Source organism: Thermus sp. NMX2.A1 (assembly GCF_000511705.1).
Lineage (GTDB): Bacteria > Deinococcota > Deinococci > Deinococcales > Thermaceae > Thermus > Thermus scotoductus.
Window position 1 is genome coordinate 1 of record NZ_ATNI01000021.1, and the last position, 2,933, is coordinate 2,933.

At 65.3% G+C, this 2,933-nt stretch carries 2 protein-coding genes; both read left to right on the forward strand.

Annotation, left to right across the window (positions count from 1 at the left end; translation table 11 throughout):
• A partial coding sequence (locus tag TNMX_RS01015) for an integrase core domain-containing protein (RefSeq protein ID WP_156919380.1) occupies positions 1 to 492 on the forward strand: 492 nt, incomplete at its 5' end.
• Positions 428 to 2,933 (forward strand): EAL domain-containing protein (locus TNMX_RS01020; protein ID WP_038028557.1); only part of this gene is annotated, 2,506 nt, incomplete at its 3' end. The genes TNMX_RS01015 and TNMX_RS01020, both read left to right, overlap by 65 nt.

Genomic DNA, 2,933 nt, shown 5'->3' on the forward strand with positions numbered 1-2,933 from the left:
GGGGAGTTTCTATCCCGACTGGTGGCCCAGGCGCCTTTCCCCATCCGAGCGGTGCAGGTGGATGGGGGCAGCGAGTTCATGGCCGAGTTTGAAAAGACGTGCCAAGGTCTAGGTATCGCCCTTTTCGTGCTGCCCCCCAGGAGCCCTAAGCTCAACGGGCACGTGGAGCGGCTGCAGCGGACTTTTAGGGATGAGTTTTACACCCGACCTTTGCCCACGAGGCTTAGTGAGCTACAGGCGAAGTTAGACGCTTACCTTGACTACTACAACCGCAGAAGGCCCCACATGGCCTTGGGTGGCCTTGCCCCTTTGGAGTTCCTGGCTAAGATACAGGAGGGGTCGGTTCCCCAAGGTGTCTCAAATGTAGTGGCCAATCACAGTGGCTTGAACCTCCGCCAAGAAGTTGTATACTGGACCAGGCCTAGCCATGGACAGGAGCTGGGGCCTAGGCCCATACCAAGCCCTTCTTCCCCTGCTGCGCCAGGGGATTAAGGGGCTTCCCCAGGCCCTGGAGCAGGTAGGGCGGGCCCTTAGGGCCCACCGGGCTTATCTCTTCCGCCTCGAGGAGCGCCAGGGCATCTGGTACACCAGCCAGCTTTCGGAGTGGGCGGGGCCCGATACCACCCCTCAGATCCAGAATCCTGAGCTGCAAAACCTCCCCATGCGGGAAAAAGGCTACGGGCGCTGGCTGGACCGCTTCCTGGAGGACCGGGCGGTGGCGGGGCCCGTGGCTTCCTTCCCCGAGGAGGAACGGCCCCTCCTCGAGGCCCAGGAGATCCAAAGCCTCCTGGTGGTGCCCATATGGGTGGAGGGAAGGCTCTGGGGGTTCCTGGGGGTGGACGACTGCCAGAGGATAAGGGAGTTCACCCCAGAAGAGGAGGCCTTCCTGCGCCTGGTGGCCGAGGCCCTGGCCCGGACCCTGGAGCTTTGGGAAAGGGAACGCTGGCTGGAAACCCTCCTCGAGGCTTCCCCCTTCTACCTGGCCCGCCTGGACAAAGAGGGCCATCTGCTCTACGCCAACCCAGCCTTCAAGAGGGCGTTTCCCCACGGGCTTTCCCTGCCGGTGGCCGAGGCCCTGAAGGCTCCAGGCCAGCCCCGCAGTTTCCTCACCGAGAAAGACCAGGCGGTAGAGTGGACCCTCCTGGCGGTGCCAGGCCCAGGCCAGGAGGCGTTGGAAATTTTGGCCTTAGGCGTGGATGTGACGGAGCGGAAGGAAGCCAAGGTCCGGGAAGTCCGCTGGAACCTCTTCCGCAAAAACCTCCTCCGGGTCTACGAAACCCTGATGGCCGAGGGGCTTTCCGAGTCCATCTTCGGCTTGATCCTCGAGGCTGCCTTGGACACTGTCCCCACCGCCCAGGCGGGAAGCGTCACCGTCCTCCTGGAAGATGGCTGCTACCACTTCGTCGCCGCCCAGGGGTACGACCTGGAAGCCCTTCGCCAGGTGTGCCTGCGCCCCGACGAACCCCTCTCCCTCACGGGCCACAAGGGAGCCCAGGTCTTCACCTGGAAGGACCTGGAGCGCTTCAACGCCCGCCTGGACGAACCAAGGCGGAAGATCATGGAGGAGGCCGGCCGGGTCCGGGAGATCAAGGCCATCCTCTCCCTCCCCGTGTACCTGGCGGGGGAGCGCAAGGCCTTCTTGTACCTGGACAACTTTGAGCGGGAGGATGCCTTCACCCCTCTGGACCTGGAGCTGGCCCAGGCCTTCGCCAGCCAGCTCGGCCTCCTTCTGAGAAGGCTAGAGCTGGAAGGCCGGATCCAGCACCTGGCCTACCACGATCCCTTAACGGGCCTGCCCAACCGCCTCTTCTTCCTGGAAAAGCTGGCCCAAGCCCTGAAGGAGGAGGGCCCGCACCTAGCGGTCATGTACCTGGACCTGGACGGGCTCAAGCTGGTGAACGACCTGGACGGGCACGCCGCCGGGGACGAGGTGATCCGGGTCATGGCCGCCCGCCTGCGGGCCGCCCTCCGCCCCCGGGACCTGGTGGCCCGGCAGGGAGGGGACGAGTTCCTGGTGCTCCTTACCGGCCTTAAAACTCCTGCCGAGGCCGTGCAGATTGCGGAAAGACTGCTGGAGGTGGCCCGCATCCCCATCGCCATGGGAGAACGCCTCTACCACCTCTCCACCTCCCTGGGCATTGCCCTGGGGGAGCCTGGCCTTTCCCCAGCAGAACTTCTCAAGCGGGCGGACCTGGCCCTGTACCAGGCCAAGGGGGAGGGCAAGGACCGGCTGGCCTTCTTTGAACCGCAGTTGCAAGAAGCCCTCCGGCAGGAGATGAACCTCCTGGAGGCGCTAAGGCAGGACCTGGAGCGGGGAGAGGGCCTCTGGCTGGCCTACCAGCCCATCGTGGACCTGCGCACGGGGAAGCGGGTGGCCCTCGAGGCCCTCGTGCGCTGGCGCCTGGCCCCGCCTTCCGTGTTCATCCCCCTGGCGGAACGCCACCGCCTCATGCCCGAGCTGGGCCAGTGGGTCCTCCGCCAGGTTCTCCGGGAACTGGACCGGCACCACCTGAAGGTGCATGTGAACGTGAGCCCCCAGGAGCTCCTGGACCCCACCTATGCCTTTCGGGTGGCGGAAGCCATGGAGGAAACTTCCTGTCCGCCTGGCCGCCTGGTTCTGGAGATCACGGAAACCAGCCTGATCCCCGACGAGCGGGGCAGGGATGCCACCCGGGCCCTCGAGGCCCTCAAGGCTCTGGGCATAAGCATCTTCCTGGACGATTTCGGCTCGGGCTACTCCAGCCTGGAGCGGCTGGCCCAGCTTCCCGTGGATGGGCTCAAGCTGAGCCAGGCCTTCACCCAGCGCCTGGGAAACCCTCCCGACCCCCAAGGCCCCACCGCCCGCCTGGTAGCGGCGGTTTTTGCCCTGGCCAAGGCCCTAGGCCTGCAAGCGGTGGCCGAGGGGATAGAAAGCGATACGGTGCTGGCCTATC